The 18,865-nt window shown below is 47.4% G+C and carries 9 protein-coding genes; all 9 read right to left on the bottom strand.

The window, feature by feature from the left end; genetic code table 11:
- Window positions 1–129 precede the first annotated feature (129 nt).
- The 9 genes from AC0YNS_RS11465 to zwf all read right to left on the bottom strand — a co-directional run bounded on the left by AC0YNS_RS11465 (window position 130) and on the right by zwf (window position 18,765).
- Complete coding sequence (locus AC0YNS_RS11465; protein ID WP_475781128.1) at window positions 130–7,308, bottom strand: endo-alpha-N-acetylgalactosaminidase family protein; 7,179 nt, start codon at window positions 7,306–7,308, stop codon at window positions 130–132.
- Window positions 7,309–7,590: 282 nt separating this feature from the next.
- The gene (locus tag AC0YNS_RS11460; protein ID WP_475781127.1) at window positions 7,591–9,246 is read right to left on the bottom strand and encodes a response regulator transcription factor; all 1,656 of its coding nucleotides are present in this window, start codon (window positions 9,244–9,246) and stop codon (window positions 7,591–7,593) included.
- Between the two features lie 31 nt (window positions 9,247–9,277).
- On the bottom strand, window positions 9,278–10,117 hold the full coding sequence (locus tag AC0YNS_RS11455) for a carbohydrate ABC transporter permease (RefSeq protein ID WP_475781126.1): 840 nt from the start codon (window positions 10,115–10,117) through the stop codon (window positions 9,278–9,280).
- A gap of 1 nt (window position 10,118) precedes the next feature.
- On the bottom strand, window positions 10,119–11,000 hold the full coding sequence (locus AC0YNS_RS11450) for a carbohydrate ABC transporter permease (RefSeq protein ID WP_475781125.1): 882 nt from the start codon (window positions 10,998–11,000) through the stop codon (window positions 10,119–10,121).
- A gap of 119 nt (window positions 11,001–11,119) precedes the next feature.
- Entirely contained in the window at window positions 11,120–12,436 is a 1,317-nt protein-coding gene (locus AC0YNS_RS11445; RefSeq protein ID WP_475781124.1) for an ABC transporter substrate-binding protein, read from the bottom strand.
- A gap of 123 nt (window positions 12,437–12,559) precedes the next feature.
- Window positions 12,560–14,371, bottom strand: coding sequence for a cache domain-containing sensor histidine kinase (locus AC0YNS_RS11440; protein ID WP_475781123.1), 1,812 nt, complete (start codon window positions 14,369–14,371; stop codon window positions 12,560–12,562).
- A 163-nt stretch (window positions 14,372–14,534) separates the two neighbouring features.
- Entirely contained in the window at window positions 14,535–15,203 is a 669-nt protein-coding gene (gene fsa, locus AC0YNS_RS11435) for a fructose-6-phosphate aldolase (RefSeq protein WP_475781122.1), read from the bottom strand.
- A gap of 48 nt (window positions 15,204–15,251) precedes the next feature.
- Window positions 15,252–17,246, bottom strand: coding sequence for a transketolase (tkt, locus tag AC0YNS_RS11430; protein ID WP_475781121.1), 1,995 nt, complete (start codon window positions 17,244–17,246; stop codon window positions 15,252–15,254).
- Window positions 17,224–18,765, bottom strand: coding sequence for a glucose-6-phosphate dehydrogenase (gene zwf / locus AC0YNS_RS11425; protein WP_475781120.1), 1,542 nt, complete (start codon window positions 18,763–18,765; stop codon window positions 17,224–17,226). Before zwf ends, tkt begins: the two co-directional genes overlap by 23 nt.
- Window positions 18,766–18,865 lie beyond the last annotated feature (100 nt).

The following is an 18,865-nucleotide window of genomic DNA, read 5'->3' as shown; positions in this document are numbered from 1 at the left end:
TCACGAATTTAACGTAAAATGTTAAGAAATATTACATAAGCTTCATTTTGATGACAGTTGCATGCGTTGTTTGTCCAATAAAACAAACCGCCAATACGTCTGTTCACGTATTGGCGGTTCTCTTCTTCCTTACAAGGAATTCATTACGCGGTAAATCGTTACAGCCGCTTGAGCTCTGGTAGTCTCGCCTTTAGGGGCGAAGCTGCCATTGCCAAGGCCGTTCATCAAGCCTGCCTCTTGCACGGCAAGCACAGCTTCTTGCGCATAAGCCGAGATTGCGCCTTGATCTGTGAACGATGCTGCTGAGCCAGCTTCCGGTTTCGCCAGTTGAAGCGCACGGTAGAGGATGACCGCCATGTCTTGGCGCGTGATGCTGTCATTCACGCCGAAGCTTCCGTCTTGCTTACCGGTTACGATGCCCAGCTGCTTCGCCGCTGCAATGGCATCCGAGTACCACTGGCCGCTCTTCACATCAGTGAACCCTGTTTCTGTGCCCGCCGCTGCTGCTTGCAGGTCCAGTGCTTGGATCAGCATCATGATGAAGGCTGCCCGCGTCACTTGCCCTTGCGGTGCGAAGCGATTGTCCTCAACGCCTTGCAAGACTCCGCGTGCAGCCAGCGCTTCAATGCTGTCCTTCGCCCACGCTACCGTTTCAATATCTCCGAATTGGATAGCTGACGAGCCTGCTGCATAGTAGCTGAAGTGCTCCGGCGAGAACGTGACGGTTTGAGTCTTCTTGTCATATTTCGCGTTCTTCACCACTTCCAGCTTGCCTTCGTCGTTCACGTAGTACACCACGACTTGGTTCGGATTCTCTCCTGCTTTCAGCTGGTATGGCAGTTCAACCGTTACGTCCTTCTTCTTGAACTGACTTACCTTAGTACCGTCTACAGTTAGCGTAAAGTCATATATAATGTGATCGCCGATCTGCGCTCTGGTTTGCTCGTTCAACCTAGATCCATCGACCTGTTTCACCGATAGCTCTACTTCATTGCTGCTATCGCCGATAATCGCGTTCCACATGCCTGCATCGAACGATACCGTTGCCAGACCTGCATCCAGCACCAACGATTTCTTATCGTCTGCCAATCGGTTCACTTGCTGCGCCGGCAGCTGGAACACAATGCCTTTGACTGTGCTAACCACATCCGCCGCTGCCGTTACCTTGACGGATTTCGTTTTCCCTTCGCCCGCTTGAAGCAGCTCTGCTCCCGTTACCTTCACCGCTGCTTGTCCGGATGCATCCGGCGTTGCTTTCAGCGCTACATGACCTTCCGTTACGACTGTTGTCGGAGGAGTCGGTGTAGGCGGTATATACGGTGTTGGGTCAACATTCGCAGTCGTTATTTTAATCGTAACTTCCGTACTGCTCGACAATTCGCCGTCTGTAGCCGTTACCGTAATGACGTAATTGCCTGCTGTTGCGTTCGCCCATTGGAATTCGCCGGTCGCTGCATCAAGCGTTGCATCTGCCGGTAAATTCGAAGCACTGAATGCAAGGTCGTCCCCATCCTCATCTGTAGCCGGAACAGTAAAGCTTACGGTCTCTCCTGTCTGTACAGAGATCGGAGCAATCGTACCGATAACCGGCGCATGATTAGCCGAAACCGCATCCAGATCATCCACGAAGAAATCATCCAGAACCACGACTACATCAATTGCCGACAACGTTGGAGCACCTGGTGCTCTTACAACTTCGAATGCAATGTAGTAATCGCTGTAATTGCCCGTATTAAATGTCAGCTCAGCACTGGCTGTACCGGTTGATTTAATAATAGGGAATGTCCAGTCTGGGATATTGCTCTTTCCAGTTCCCGTTGCTTCAGATAACAATACGCTTTGTTTCGGTCCGCCAGAGCGTGACTTCGCCGAAATCTGATACAGACCGGCTTGGTTCGCTTCGTATTTCAGTCCGACTTTATACGTCGTATTCGCTTTAAGCTTCAGCGTAGATGGCAATGTAGCCGCAATCTCTTGCACGGAAGTTGTGCGATTAATGAGATCTTGTTCGTTCGACTTTAAGGAGAACAAGCCATCAATAACATACGTCATCGGCTGCTTCACATTCGGATCCGCTGCTTTCAGCCCATCGCTTGCTTTCTCCGCAAGATGAGTCTGATTACCGCTGTTTGCCCGGAATGCGAATGGCCCAAGTCCTTCCGATACATTCTCGAAATCCTCATAGAAGTAATGAGAGCCAAAATCCGTTCTTCCCGGATTTTCCCACAATCTCACATCATCGAACCATACATTGGATGTGGCTGCAGTGACTGCATCTGCCTTCAAAGCAATCGTCGCTTTGCCCGACTGGTCTGCCGTGAAATCAACCTCTAGCCGTTGGAAGTAGGTGCCTTTAAATTTACTAGGCTCTTCCAAATTCAAAACCTTCGAAGCGTTGATCGTATTCATCAACACAGGTCCACCATAGTTAGACACTTGTAGGTACGCGTTTCTATTCGTGGTGCTGGCAGCTTGATCGTCTATATTACTACCTGTACCGTTATTGATATCCACCCATACAGAAGCCGTATAGGTCTTACCAGGTGTTAAGCCGGATACGGTTTGTGAAAGTGTCGCATCGTCCACACCGCTAATTCTTACATAGTTGTTCATGTTGTAATCATGCTTAACCGTAACATGACTTGCAGTGGCGTTTGTGGTTGAAGATTTCTGCCAGGAAGTGAAGCTGCTGCTGTCGAAGCCCGGATCTTTGACCGGTCCGCCAACGCCCCATTCGCCCGCTTGTTGAATCGTCGAGCCTTGTTCGTCAGCTTTAGACTTATAGACCACATAAGGAACGCCGACCGTTGTGTTGTCGATCGTTACTTTACCGTCCACAACAGGAAGAGTCCGCTCCCAGACACGGCCGGTATCCGTCAGCTTGTACATTTCAACCGAGGATAAGCCGTTCCAGCTGTTTGGCATATCCCAAGTCGTTGCACCGCCTATAGGATTCCAATAATAAATTTTCGATTCGTTTTGCGGATCCCACGGCAGGAACAATTGGGATTTCTGATTCTGAACATCCAATTGTCCGATTCCCGTGTCGCCAGCCGCTTTGTCCAGCACGACATCATAAACAGCAATTTTCTTGCCGTTCTTCTTGAGAGACGCCGTACCGAGAATCAAATTCGCATTGGATGGGCTTGCATGATACTCATCCAAAGTTGCCGTTACGCCGTTGCTGAATACGACGCTTTGATCCATACCTGTACTGTCATAGGTAAGGTTCATAATCGGGAAGTGCTGCATGTATTTCGTCAGTAGATTGTTGTTGTAGAACAAATCGATACCGTTCTGCATATCTGTTCTGCCCTGCCATGAACCGACACCTGCTTGCAGCATCCCTCTCAGGAGCACGCTCGTTGCCGGACTTGGCGCTTGGAACGTATCTTGGTATTGGTTCTTCATGAAACGAACGATCATACTGCCGTCTGTTTTACTAGGGTAATAAGGGTCCGTTCCCCAGTGTGTCCAGATGACGTTCTGTTCCATTGGTCCGGAGAACTCGGTTGCGAACCAGAAACCCAGCTTGTTCTGGATGATGTTCGCGAACTGATCCGCATGCCAGCCTGCACCGCTATAAACATCATCATAAACCATGGCTAGATTCGGAACTTCTTGCTTAAGCTGTGCATATCTTCTCTCCAGTTCACCTGTAGAGAGATCCTGGGCACGGTCCGGTCCATAGGTCGGATCGACCCAATCATAGGCGGAACCCGAGCTCGTCCATTTGTCTTTTTCCGCATAATAAGCATCCGGGTCTTGACCGTCAATGTTGGTATGAACGCCGACTTTAACGTTATATTTCAACCCTTCATCGACAAGCGTGTTGAAATCCTTGAGTCCGCCCGGGCGGATACCAAAGTGTCCCGCAACGTCCGGATGGCTGTCATCATGTCCTTCAGCCTGATAGCCTTTTTCAAGGATTAACTGACCAAAGCCGTCGTACAGATTGTACAGTTTCTTCGCATTATCCAATGTTCTTAAGAATGGAGCCTGCGTTAAGCTGTTAAAGTTCATTGCGATATACGATACATAATTGTTGATCTCATCTGCTCCGGGATGGAGATTCTGAGACCATTTGTCTCTGTACTCGATCGCTGCGTCTTTCCAATCTGCCGTACTATCGTTGTTTCTGTCCGGTGTGATAATGATCTCGGACGACAAATCATAGTTAGGAGGGAATTTCGCGTCATCAATGACGTCGCCTCTTACATTCCACTGTCCGTTCCACATCGAGAGCAGCTTGTTCGAAGTGCCATTCTCGGCCGCGATATTCATATTCACTTTCCCAGGTTGGTTAATAACATTATTGATGATTGTCGCAGCGAGTTTGCCATCGCTGACGAAACCATAGGTTCTGCTCTTACTGTCTGCTTCTTGATCGGCAAGCTTCTGACCGAATGCCGCATCATTCGTATAATACTCTTCATAGAATTGATTCCATTCCCCGGTAATCCATACGGATGCGCCTTGCGCATTCGGATTCGCGCTGGAGACGGTCACCAATTTCTGATCCGGGAACTCCAGTGTGACTACTTTATAACCTTCCGGCTCCGCATTAATATGCGTATTCATAAGAACGGATCCGTTTGTAACCTTGAAGGTGACGTCCAACTCCACATTGCCGATAACGGCTTCCGTATTATCATCGATTACAGGTACATTTAGCTTATAAACTACAGTATCGCTGGCTGTTTTCATCGCACTAACCACGGTCGCGAAACTCTCATTCCCGTTAATCTTTACTGTACTCAAGAAGTCGCTTTGACCTTGGAGCGTATCGGTTACTTCACCGCCTACCCAACTGTAGCTGCGAACAGTCGGGAAACGATTGTCGAGCTCGACGCTTAATTTGCTCGATGTGATTGTAATAGGCGTCAGTGTTCCCGTTGTTGGCGGCACCGGCGAAATATATCTCTCTTGCGATAACTTGCTGATCGTAATTTTCTTAGCGTCAAACCAGCTTCGCAGACCCACTTTGCCTTCTACTACAGGGAAGTCAGCAGATCCGCTAACAGCGAGTACATCGTTGACAAACACTTTGACACTTTGTCCGATATACTTTATTTTCACTGTATATTCGGTGTCAGGCAGCAATGTTGGTCCGTTCGACGTCAGCACGCCATAGTGACCCCCATCCGTCTGCCATCCCCACTCCTTGCCGCCGCCATAATAAATCATCGCAAACGGCTGGCTTGGTGATGTATATCGGAAATAGAATCCAATCCTGCCCGTGCTGGAGCTTGTGGTAAATTTCACGGTATAAGTGCCATCTTGCATTTCAAGGGAATCGTTGTCATAAATTTCACCGAAAAAGCTGTTAAGCACGAGCTTATTATCCGTAATAACTGGTGCCGGAGAGTAAGTAGATCCATCGGCATTGTTTTTCCACGTTCCCGTTACGCCATCTGTATAATCTCTGACGTACTTGGTAGGTTTAGCTGGTGTATACAGATCGTTCTGATCATACTCTACTTTCATTTCATCCAGTATTGTAGTGAGTGATTCCGCGTGTGTCGATACGCCTACGCGGCCATAGGAGCTGAATAAACCGGGATTCGTACCGGCATAAAGCTCAGTCCCGTCTACGCTAAGTGAGTAATCATCACCATGGTAATCAATTTTCACTAGATGAGGCGTCGTGCCGAGAGACTGCGGTGCACTTGTTAAATCAAAGCTTACATTCGTGCCGTCATTCATCCCGACCAGCTTCCAGTTCCCGTCACTGTCGGTTCTTACGGCACTCCAATTGCTCTCATCTTGATAACGGAACAGAAGTCCGGCATCCGTGTACGTACCGTCAAGCTGAAGTCGTGCGCTATATGAGCCATTACTGATCATAGGCGATTTACTATCCGCGACTTGACTTGTCCCATCCGTTGTCACTACTTTAACCACTCTACCGTCAAAGCCCGGCAGCGGCGTCTTCAATGAATAGGTGGCGTTCGTCGTCACCGTTCCGATATTGGCAACCGGCGCTGTTTCATTATCAAAGTTACGATCATAGACAACGTTATTGTCCGTATCCGTAACTTTCACACTATCGATATTGAGAGATTTCGCACCGAAGTAGGAGCGGAAACCGATTTTACCCGCAGCTGTCGGCAATTTATTGCCCGTCGTGGAGGAGTAAATCAGTCTGCCATCCAAATAAATCTCGTACGTATCCCCAACAAATGTTTCTTTCAAGGTGTAGATTTTTCCCGGAACAAGGGACTCCGCTTTATTCTGGGTTGTTCCCCATACTTCTGCGGAACCATTAAACCCATCCCAAAGCCATCCGTTAGGATCTCGGCAGACCAAGGAATAATGCGAGGCATCCTTCACCCTTACGGCAGGGCAGAATTGTTCGGCTGCTCCGCCATCGATACCGAATTTCATTTCAACGGTACCATCCGCAATATCGGGCATATCGCTGAAATAGAAGACGTTATTACCGGTTTGCTGAGCGGCCAGAAACTTCCCGCTCATTCCGGAGTAAGAGGTTACTCCACTGATAGCCGTATCTGACTTATCAGTCCCATTGTCAGCGAGATTGGCATCCGTGCCCGTATCGAAATTGTTCGTATACGTATTCAACTTCGGCTGTGCTGCCGTATCTTGGATATACTTCAGCGTGGAAGCAGATACTTCAAAGTTATGCGTCCATTTGAAGGAGATTACCCCTTCTTTACCTGCTGCCGTTGGGATGGAGGCTGACTTCTCCTCGAAGTCAGGCGCCTCCTTGCTATCCAGCACCTGAGTATCGTTAATAGACACGACAAAATCTTTGCCCGTATACTTGATGTTTAGTTTGAGCGGAACGCCAACCTCAGGAGTCCCGGCAGCGATCGGAAAGTCAGCCCCGAAGTATCCATACCAATCTTCCGTGCCATCGCTTTTCCAATTCATGAACCAGCCTTCGCCGGGTTCATTACCCAGGTAAACCCAGTTATTAGCGTCAATATAGCGAACTACGATTCCATAACGGTTTTGTGAACCGGATTTCGTAGTAAGGGTAGCCGTATAATCTCCATCTGCAACTGCAGGCGAGTTGGAATCGATGATAAAATTTTGGTAGGAACCATCATTTGTCGGCTCGCTGATGGTCAGTTTGCCGCCTGCCGATGTAATCGCTGCGGTTCCGGATTGCAGCCAGGTACTCGCATCATCCAAGTTGGAATTGTAGGTTTGATCGACTTGCGCGGCCTGAGCAACCGTGCTGCCCAGTACATTTGCAATCCCTTGCATCGGGATGATTCCCGATGAGAAAACAAGTGTCGCCGTTGTGATCAAACTGATCGTCTTCTTCAATAACCTCAAATTCATGACCTCCATTGTCAGTTGCCTTGCGGCCCGCTAAGGATTGTGTGAACAGCTATGTACTCCTTGCTTGATACGCGCACTTCTTAAATGCACCCCCCATCCACGAGTTTCCTACGATACTTTGTATCTTACAGATGATGAAAACGCATTCAAATGATGATTATTGATAAAAAAATGATATTTTTTGTTATTTTTCGTGTTTTATTTCGCAAAAAAACTCTAATTATTAGTTTCCCTTAGCAAAACAAGAGAAAATAACCATTAGAGTATCCATTTCGCTTATACGATCATCGAGACTCCGCGATGTGCCTTCGGACTGTGACCTGTTATTTTTTTGAAAATACGACTGAAATGCTCCGGATTCATATAACCGACCCGATCGGACACCTCGCAAACTTTCAGCCCGCTTCCCATTAATCGTTTCGCCTCTTCAATTCTCAGCTTCGTCAAATATTGAATGAAACTGCTTCCGACTTCCCTGGAAAACTGTTTACTTAGATAGCTCCCACTGACGCCTACCATTTGACTGATTGACGGGAGCGTTATATCCTCGCAAAAGTGTTTGTCTATGAACGTTTTTGCTTTCGCGACAGGAAGTGAATATCTCTCCTGCTGCTTGCATGCATGCTCATGAATCAAGTCATGGATTCGGCCCAGCGTGCCCTCCATCCATTCCGAAATGCCCCTCATCGTGTCAAACTGCCCGATAAAGTCCAGTGGATTACTAACCTCCTCCTGGAGCTGCTGCCAACGCAGTCCACTCGGATAGAGGATCGCGCCAATTTCCCATATCATCTCGGTAAACTCCGATTTAATGACTTCGGGTTTCAAACTTTCAGCAGCCTGCAAGAGCAGCATACGAAATTGGGTATACCGCATTCGCCAATGTACGGCATCCGATATAGTAAGACCCTTCACCACATCAGCCCTTGCAATCCGTAACTGCCCCAGGAAGGATTGTAAACGCACAAGCTGCTCCGGCGTTTGTTTGGATACCGGTATAGCTTCAGGAAAAAAAACTTTATCAAACCCGCGATAATAACACAGCTCTGCGGCATTAGACGACTGCTCCGCCAAAGCAATCCATTCCCATGAACTCCTGCCCCAGTCGCTGACTCCAATGGAGACAGAAACATTCATAAATTGCTTTAAACGTACGCTTACTGTCGTCAATACACCATGGATGTTTTCACGCGCAGACGTCTCGCTGCGATGATGGGGAAACGCCATCAGCAAGGTGTACTCACGCGGATGTCGATCCAGAATTACAGCTGGGATAGCTTGGGACTCCATGACTGTCCGAATGGTTTGTTTAATAAATCTCGCAGAGCTGTCCGTTACATGAGCTTGTGACAATTTAACCGAAGCCGCAACAAGATTCACTTCACCAAGCAGGCACTTCAGCTCAGCAAAGGCTTCACTGCGAGCAGAAGTTTCCAGTTGTTCATCGTTAAACAGGGAAATAAGCAAGGGCTCCAAATTCTTCTCAGCACTTACGGTCGGACTCCTGTCAGCCGCCGCTTCTTCCACGGGGATTGCCTCTTTATGCTTCATGACTTCATTCACGGCTTTAGACAGAATTGGCGCAAGAGTGGCTTCATCCATGTTTGCTTTGAGCATATAATCCTTGGCCCCGTTAATAAACGCTTCCCTCACGTAATCGTAATCATGAAATGCACTTAATACGATCGGATATACCGGCTTCGTCAGCTCAAGCTGACCCAGCTGTATAAGAAATTGTAATCCGTTCATCTTGGGCATCTGAATATCCACGCAAACGATATCAATTTCAGGATGCTGCGCAATGAAGTGAATCGCTTCTTGACCGTCAGATGCTTCTCCGACGATGTGAATATCCGCATGTTGAGAGGTGATCATATGACGCAATACGAGTCTGACTAAAGGCTCATCGTCCACAATCATCAGATTGATCATCTTATTTGTTCCTCCCCACCTATGATTAGGATTATCCCTTCACGGCACCGTCCATAAGACCCTTAAAGATAAACCGTTGGAACGTGATGTATACCGCTGCGCTTGGAATCAGCACGAGCACAATACCGGCACAAAGTGCGGATAGATCAGAGCCCCGTGCACCAACAAATTTCATCAGTGCCGTCGACATCGTCACAAGCTCCTTCGAAGGCATGTACAGAAATGGAATATAGACATCATTCATGACGGTTACACTCTTCAGAATCGCAAGCGTCGCGGTCGCAGGAAGAAGTAACGGAAATATAATGGAGCGGAAGATCCGCACATAGGATGCTCCATCCAGCATCGCACTTTCATCAAGCTGGTTTGAAATTTTCTCGAGAAACTGCATGTAAATATAAATCTGCATGATGTCCGTACCTATATAAATTAAGATCGGAGCTCGCAATGAATCATACATACCAATCGTATGAATGATTTGAAAACGAGCAATTTCAGTTGTATAAGCGGGAATAATCATGGCGACCAGAAACAGGGCGTACACAACATTCTTTAGTTTAAATTGAAACCGATTCAGGATATAAGCAGTCATCGTACCTAATATGGCATTGCCGCACAGCGTGATGAAAGCAATGACAGTCGTATTCCACAACCCTCGCAGCATATCACCTTGCGTATACGCCAGCTTGAAATTGCTGAAATTCAAGAAACTTCCGGGCAGCGCCAAAGGTGTTGTCTGAAACAGCTCCGTTCTCGTCTTGAAGGCTCCGAATACAACGAGCACAATCGGAACAAACACAATTACGAAGATGAGTGCGAACATCGTATAATAGAACACATTTCCCGGTAAGTTCCGTCTCCAACTGGACATATCAGTTCCCACTCCTGTCCTTGATGATCCAATTCTGTATCGAGGAGAACACGATGATCAGGATCAACAATACTACGGCCATGGCCGATGCTAAACCGAAATTATTGAATTTAAAGGCTGTGAATAAGGAGAATAAGCCAAATGTGCTGCTGGCCACACCGGGTCCCCCGCCTGTCATGACAAACGGAATATCGAATTGAAGCAAGGCACCGGTAACATTCATGAATAGGATGATCTCAACAACCCGGCGAATACCAGGGAATGTGATATAACGCTGCTTCTTCCAGAAATTCGCTCCATCAATCGAGGCTGCTTCATATAAATCCTGTGGAATCGATTGAAGACCTGCCAGGAACAATATGACGTGCACCCCGCAGAAACGCCATAAGGAAACAGCCACCAGCGAGTAATTCACTAATTTCAAATCACTTAGCCAACCATGAATCCAGCTCTCGAGTCCAACGGAAGTTAAAAAGCTATTAAGCGGTCCGTTGATGGGATAGTAGATGTAACTGAACATATAAGCAACAGCTACGCCGTTAACGACATAAGGCATAAGTATAGTGAAGCGGAACAGCGAGCTTCCGCGTATGGCCCGATTTAATAGAACGGCAACCATGAGTTCCAAAGGAATAAACAGCGTATGCACCAGAAAATAAATGCCATTATTGCTAATCGATTTCCATACATCCGGCATCGAAAACAAAACCTGCTTATAGTTATCAAAGCCAATATAGCTCTTCGTGGCGCTAAACCCATCCCAATTCGTAACACTATAGTGAAACAATTGTAAGGTCGGATAAACCAAAAACAATAACAGCAATGAAACAGGAATGAATAAAAAGCCGAAGATAACCCATTTTTGCTGTGCCTGGTAATTCATTCTCATCCCTCCTGCAAGGTAACCGCATCTCTCTATCATGCTCTTTCTAACTTGCTGCTTTGTTGAAGAAGAGAGGGTACATGGTTTGACCCCAAGTACCCTCATCAGCAGGTATCCAGTTATTTAATCGACTCTACGGCTTTCTTCCAGTTGCCATTCAACGTTTTCTCAACATCTTCTACCGTTTTGCCGGCAAAAATGTCTGCTGCTGTTTTCTTCTCGTCGTATTGCGCAGCTGCTTTTACTTTCGCGTATCTCTCATCTGTAGCATCATAGATAAACGGAACAAAAGGAGCTGCCTCGTTCGATTTGTTAAAGAACGGAAGGTCTGAAGTTACACCTTCAACAGTAGATGTATTTTTCAGCTCGTTGATATAAGGTTGGTAAACTTCCGGGCTAAACATCCATTCCATGAATGCTTTCGCTTCTTCCACGTTCGCGGAATTTTTGTTGATGGAAACGTATTGATCAGCCAGAGTCATATTCGGAAGCGGATCGCTGGCAGAAGTTCTCCAAGGCATTGGGAATGCGGCAAGGTCGTCGTCGTTGCCCACCTTCGCCAGATGATCTGCATAATACCATTGTCCTAATGCTATAACTGCTGCTTGTTTGGCTTGGAACAGCTGGGTTGCTTGGTCAAAACCAATGCCTAGTGCATCCGGTCCTGCCAATTTATCTGATGCGATTTTCTTGATCATGTTTGCAACCGTTTCGAAGGTAGAGCCCGCACCGAACGGCTCTGCATTAGTAGCCAAGTTCGCTTGGTATTGCTCATCCTTGGATAGAATATGAGGACCAAACTCAGAGAATGGATAGAACGTCCAGTCATCCTTACCGCCAATTGCAAGCGGAATATATTCATTGCTGGCTTTGATTTTCTCGAGCACGTCAATGAACTCATCCATCGTTTGCGGAATTTGCAGATTCAGCTCTTCGAAGATGCTAGGGTGATAGTAAACATACTCAGAGAACGATACCAGAGGCAATCCCAGCGTTTTACCGTCGATCACGCCTGGGAATTTATTGGTTTTCACTACAGGCAGCTCATCAAGCGGAAGCAACGAATCTTTATAGATTTGGAAGTGAGCCGGTTTCAGGTACATCAGATCAGGCAGGTCGCCAGCTGCAAGACGCACCTTCATATATTGACCGCTGTTATCCGGGATCGTTTCCACTTCAATGGAAACGTTCGGTTTAAGTTTGGTGTACTCTTTCACTTTCTCTGTCCAGAACGCGATATCTGTTTTGGCTTCCCACATGCCGAGCTTTAATTTAACAGGCTTAGCTGTGTCTGTTTCTGCGTTAGACTCAGCGGCAGCTGTCGTATTATTACCCGTGTTCGTGTTGTTCTCTTTGCTGCTCCCGCAGCCTGTCAACATCGCTACTGCAAACATACATACCACGAGCAATACAAGATAAAGCTTATTGTTACGCATTGATTTACCCCTCCGTTTGTCATGTTTATCTACGGTTGTTATTCAACCTTCTTCATAATAACCGCCATGTAACCGCATCCAAATGATTGTTGTTAAGGTAAACATGATCTTTTTTGAACCATTCTACGCCGAGATGATCTCGTCTTCATCAGAATTGCTTATGACAGGCAAGAGCAGCATGACGCGCGTACCGCCTCTTGCACTCGCCTCCATATGAAGCCCGTACGTTTTCCCATAATGAAGCTGAATGCGCTGATGTACGTTCAATATCCCCATTCCGCTATAGCTGCGATCTTTGACAGGCTCTTCCGCTTGCCTGCGATAGCTCTCGAGCGCTTGATCCGTCACGCCAACCCCGTTATCCTCGATGCAAACCTGAAGCATCTCATCCTTCATGCCTGCCGAGATATAAATGATGCCGCCGTGATCCTTTCCATTCAATCCATGGATCAGGCTATTCTCAATAATCGGCTGCAAGAGCAGCTTAAGCACGTACAAGGACTTCACACGTTCTTCGATCTCCCAAAACGTATCAAACTTATTCCCATAACGGATTTCCATAATGGACAAGTAATGCTTCAAATTCTCTACTTCATCAGAGAGCCTCGCCAGCCGCCCACCGCGGTTAAACGATGATGACAATAGCCGCATCAGCGAGTTCGTCATATTCTGAATATTGTCCGCTTTACTAATTAGCGCCATCAGCTTAATCGCGTTTAGGGTATTAATTAAGAAATGCGGATTAATTTGCGATTGCAGCACCGAGAATTCCGCCATTCGTTTCGCTCGTTCTTGTACTTCCTGCTGCTTCATCAGCTGTAGAATCTTCACAATCATATGATTGAACGTATTGCCAAGAGTCAGCAGCTCCAGACTTCCGGAGGCATGTGCATGCGTAGATAAATCACCATCCATGACACGCGACATCTGACGCATGAGTCGGTGGATCGGCTTCGTGACATTATGTACAAAATAAATCGCTACGGCACCAAGCGACACCATGATCAGCATCGCGGCAAGCAGAATGATTTTGTTCACTTTCTTATAATTGACGATTAACTCGCTGTATGGCGTTATATTCACGATTGTCCAATCGGCTTCACCGACATTGGCGTATGTGACCAGCATCTTCTTCCCATCGATTGTCTTCAGAAAATGCCCCCATTTTCCCGTAAGCTTCTGAAGCATTGGCCCCAACGATTCTCCCCGCTGCTCCTGCTGCTGATTCGAGGTCACAATGGATCCGTCACCATCTACCAGAAATACTTTCGATGATCGATTCGTATCCTGAAGCAGGATATTGTCGAACTCGCCTCCATTGAATGCAAAATAAATCACTTCAACGTCTGACAAAATATTAAATGCGCTTGGTGAGAAAGAAGCCGTCATGATATTGGTAAGCAGCTTCTCGCTATGAACGACTATAGGCTGCAACCCCTGAAAATGAACTTTATCCTGCTTATTCAACGCCAGTTGATACCAAGCCGCATTGCGTATCGTCCTTTCATTGCCTTCCATATTGCTTAGATAGGTGTAGGTACCCGCCTTCTTGAAGAAAAATTTAACAGAGAGAACATCCGACATGATAGATGACGTATGCTTGTTGAGAATTTTATGCAGCATGCTGATATTCGTTTGTCTTTCCACGGAGGTGGTCTTGTTGATCTCAGATGCAGTGGTAAGTACATCCGGATCCATACTGATTGCCGCGAAGATGCTGATCATTTTGTTAATTTCCTGTTTCGTCGCATAAGCGACGGTTTGTGAGGATTGAAGCGTTCTTTCGGTAGCTTGATTAATGACATCGGTTTTGTACATACGTAGAACAAAGATACTGCTGAGCGTAATTGGAATGATGACGATGAACACGACAAATATGCTAAGAATCGTAGATAATTTCATGCCGTTGGTTCGGGCGAGCAATGCTGATTTCAAAGGTAATAGCCCCCCGTTTGATGAATGTACTGACAGGCAAATCGTAACATGCGGTGTAGGGCCAGAACCATTACGAATGGTATGGGGTTTTTACATAAATGTAGTCAAACTTTCTACTCAGCAACAAAAAAAAGACCACTCCGAGGAGTGGCCTTACGATCGATTACAGCTGTGCAGTTTTCTTCCAGTCGGCAGCGAACTTCTCCATGCCTTGATCCGTCAGCGGATGCTTGGAAATTTGCTCGATGACCGAGAATGGAATCGTGGCAATGTGCGCGCCTGCCATCGCTACGCGAGTAACGTGATCGGGATGGCGGACAGAAGCAGCGATGATTTGCGCATCCAGGTTATGAATACGGAACAATTCAGCAACCTTAGCGACCAATAGAACACCGTCTTCGGAGATGTCGTCCAAGCGGCCAAGGAACGGAGACACATAAGTTGCGCCTGCACGAGCGGCCAGAAGCGCTTGGTTCACGGTGAAGATCAGCGTTACATTCGTTTTGACGCCTTTCTTCGTGAGATAACGGCAAGCTTCCAAGCCTGCAAGCGTCATCGGGAGCTTGATCGTGATGTTAGGATCGTTATTATTGATCTTGATCAGCTCATTCGCTTGCGCGATCATTTCTTCGGCAGTAAGAGCGTCAGGCGTGACTTCGGCCGATACGGATTCGACCTCAGGCACTAATTTTAAAATTTCTTCAATGCGATCCTCGAACTTCACGCCTTCCTTGGCGACCAAGGAAGGATTCGTTGTTACGCCGGACAAGACGCCGGTTTTGTAGGCTTTCTTGATATCTTCTACATTGGCAGTATCGATAAAAAATTTCATGTTTACGACCTCCAGTTATGGTGTTGATAGTAGATAATTACCAGCTTATTAGTTCAGCAATTGTTTCGTTTGACGAACTACATTTTCCGTGGAGAATCCAAAGTACGCTAACACTTCTGTACCCGGACCTGATGCACCGAATGTATCGATCGATATATTCTTGCCGCTTAGTCCCGTGTAGCGTTCCCAGCCTAACGAGATGCCGGCTTCAATGGACACCCGTTTCGTCACAGCAGCAGGTAGAACACTTTCCTTGTAGGCTGCGGATTGACGATCGAACAGCTCTCTACTCGGCATTGCAACTACGCGAACGGAGATATTCTCCTGTTCGAGCTCAGCCTTGGCGTTTACGGCAAGGGAAACTTCCGAACCCGTTGCAATTAGGATGACATCCGGCTGAGCGTTCGTTTCAGCTAGGATATAAGCTCCTTTTGCTACCGCATCAATATTGCCCTTGGTCGCTTCATATACAGGCAGGTTCTGTCTGCTCAAGATGAGCGCAACCGGACCTTCCTTCTGCTGCAGCGCATATGCCCATGCACTTGCTGTTTCATTGGCATCCGACGGTCTGATGACGGTCAAGCCAGGAATGGTACGCAGTGCTGCCAGATGCTCAACAGGCTCATGCGTAGGCCCGTCTTCGCCGACTGCGATGGAATCATGAGTAAATACATAAGTTACAGGCAGCTTCTGCAGCGCCGCCAGACGGATAGCCGGGCGCAAATAATCGCTGAATACGAAGAAGGTGCTGACAAATGGTTTAACGCCTCCATGAAGAGCCAGACCGTTGCCGGCTGCGCCCATCGCATGCTCACGAACGCCGAAGTAGATGTTCCGTCCCGAGTACGACCCTACAGCGAAGGTTTGCTCGCCGCTGATATCCGTCATTGTCGAGTGCGATAAATCCGCGCTTCCGCCGAAGATGGCAGGTACGGTTTTCACAAAATGATTGATCGCATTTCCGCTTGCAATACGCGTTGATACCGTCTTAGCAGAATCAAATGTTAGAATATCTGCTGCAGCAATTGATACTCCGCCGTCGATCACTTGCTCGAGTTCTTGGCCTTGTGCCGGGAATGCGGCTTTATAGGAAGCAAGCAATTGGTTCCACGCTTCTTCTTTGGCCTCCCCATTACGCTTCAGCTGTTCGAAATGAGCTTTCACATCTTGCGGAACCGTGAACTCTTCCTCGTACTCCCAGCCATATACTTTCTTCGTTGCTATGGCTTCTTCTTTGCCGAGCGGATTGCCGTGTACTTTGTTTGTACCCGCTACTTTACTGCCGTAACCAATAATCGTCCGAACCTCGATCAAGGTTGGCTGCGTTTCATTCTGCTTAGCCGCTTCGATCGCTGCAGCAATTCGTGTAATATCATTGCCGTCTTCCACACGGATATACTGCCAGTTCGCCGACTCCGCTCTCTTCTGAATATTCTCTCCAAAGGAAAGGTTTAGCGCTCCATCCAAGGAGATGTCGTTAGAATCATACAATACGACTAGCTTGCCCAGTTTCATATGTCCGGCCATCGACATGGCCTCATAAGAAATGCCTTCCATTAAGTCGCCGTCTCCAACGAGTGCATACGTATGATGATCGACAACCGGGAAACCTTCTTGATTGTATTTAGACGCAAGATGCGCTTCAGCCATCGCCATGCCGACTGCCATCGAAATCCCTTGTCCAAGCGGGCCTGTCGTCGCATCGACACCATCTGTATGGCCATACTCGGGATGCCCCGGCGTCTTGCTGTTCAGCTTACGGAACTGCTTGAGATCATCGATCGAAACCTGATAACCGGACAAATGCAGAAGGCTATATAACAAAGCGGAACCATGGCCCGCAGATAAAACGAAACGATCGCGGTTAAACCATTTAGCATGGCTTGGATTGTGATTTAATGACTTGGACCATAATGCGTAAGCCATCGGCGCAGCGCCCATTGGCAATCCCGGATGACCGGAGTTCGCGCTGTTAATAGCGTCAATGGATAAAGTGCGGATCGTATCGATTGCGAGTTGTTCAATTGTTTGTGATGTAAGCATAGTGTTCCCCTTCCTCTTCTTGTGTTTCATTCACATGTTCTGTATGTTGATCGAACCACCAGTGATATCCATCCTCTGCTAATAGCGCATCGGATGCAGCTGGTCCGTAAGTGCCTGCTTCGTAAGGATAAAGCGGAACCGTGTTCGCTTGGAAAGCATCCAAGATCGGCTGCACCCATTGCCAGGACAGTTCTACTTCGTCCCAGTGCGCGAAGAATTTAGGGTCGCCGTTCAGGGCATCATGAATCAAGTTCTCATACGCTTCCGGCGTGTCGTCTTGGCTGGCGTGGAAGTCGATATTAATCGGCTTGAACTCCCCTTTATGCTGCGGGTCCCTTGTATTTAGCTGCAGCACGATGCCTTCGTTCGGACTGATCTCGAAGACCAGAAGATTAGGCGCTTGTTTGTGGTCATACGCCTGCGCCTCCTTGGAAGTCTCCTTTAACGGCTCCTTGAACTCAATCACAATCCGAGTTGATTTCTCTTTCATGCGTTTGCCTGTTCGTATATAGAAAGGAACGCCGCGCCAGAAGTAATCATCGATCTGCAATCGAGCCGCAATGAACGTATCGTTCATGGATGTACTTGCAATTCCAGGTTCATCTAGGTAACCGACAACAGGCTTCCCTTGAATCGTTCCGGCTTTGTATTGTCCGCGGATAATGCTCGCGCTGATTTCCTGTTTCTGCACCGGCTCAAGTGCTTCCATGACCTTCTTCTTCTTGAAGCGGACCATCTCGGAGTCGCTGTGATTAGGAAGATGGCTTGCCAGCATCATGAGAAGCTGCAGCATATGGTTCTGGAACATGTCGCGCACAGCACCTACATGATCGTAATAACCGGCTCTTTCTTCCACACCGACCGTTTCATTGGCCGTAATTTGCACATTCGCAATGTAACGGTTGGTCCATAACGCCTGAAGGACCGGGTTCGACTGCTGCAGAATCTCGAGCTTCTGAACCATCGGTTTGCCGAGATAATGATCGATACGGAAAATTTCTTCTTCCGCGAAAGCTTTGCTCAGCTTTTCATTTAAATCCCGAGCAGATTGCAAATCATAGCCGAAAGGCTTCTCGATCACGAGGCGCTTCTGGGCAGCCCCAAGTCCGCTAGCCTGGATATTAGCGGCAATGGTTTCGAAATGCTCCGGCCCCACTGACAAATAAAACATCCGATTCGGTTTCGTAACGTGAAGCTGCTGTTCCCGCTGTTCGATGAGGTTCAGCAAATTGCGGTAATCTTCAATTCGGCCCACATCCAGTACGTTGTAGCGGAATGCTTCCAGAAAACGCTCCAGCGAGGCAGGATCTTCTACTACCTTACGTCGCGAATAGGTACGAAGCGATTTCTCGACATTCGACCGAAAGGTTTCGTTAGACAGCTCTCTTCGGCCAAGACCAATTAATGTGAAAGCTTCAGACAGTTTCCCATCGATAAATAAGTTATATAATGCCGGATATATTTTTCGTTTCGCTAAATCACCGGTTGCGCCAAACAGTACAAACGTAGTCGGTTCCATTTGTCCATACTCCTTCCAGTTAAACGCTGGTATCTCTTCTGTACTTCCACTATAATACGAATTGCATCTATACAAGTAATACATATATTTCAGAGGAGCT

The sequence above is a fragment of the Paenibacillus sp. J22FR21 genome (assembly GCF_056269135.1).
This window is presented reverse-complemented; position numbering and strand designations above follow the sequence as displayed.